General features: G+C 29.1%; 1 protein-coding gene. It reads left to right on the top strand.

Annotated features, from left to right (window positions below; translation table 11 throughout):
* Window positions 1-522, top strand: a 522-nt coding sequence (locus IDG60_RS01905) for an MFS transporter (RefSeq protein ID WP_206160435.1), incomplete at both ends; no start/stop codon positions are given.

Genomic DNA, 522 nt, shown 5'->3' on the forward strand with positions numbered 1-522 from the left:
TAAATTTCTTGAGTTTTATCTTAGCTATCGTTGTGGCAATGTGTTTATTTAAAGTAGAAAAACATGTTTCTTCACCATTTTTACCTGTGGTTGAATTTAATCGTTCGATTACTTTAGTTTTTATAACTGACCTTCTAACAGCTATTTGTTTAATGGGATTCAATTTATATATTCCAGTCTACCTTCAAGAACAACTAAGATTATCTCCATTGCAAAGTGGATTGGTTATTTTTCCTTTATCTTTAGCTTGGATTACATTGAATTTTAATTTACATCGAATTGAAGCAAAACTATCAAGGAAAGTTATTTACTTACTATCATTTACATTGCTACTAGTAAGTAGTATTATCATTTCATTTGGTATTAAATTGCCGGTACTTATAGCATTTGTGTTGATTTTGGCAGGATTAAGTTTTGGATATATTTATACGAAAGATAGTGTAATTGTCCAAGAGGAAACTAGCCCATTACAAATGAAGAAAATGATGTCATTTTATGGATTAACTAAAAATCTTGGGGCAT

The sequence above is a fragment of the Staphylococcus sp. EG-SA-2 genome (assembly GCF_017152085.1).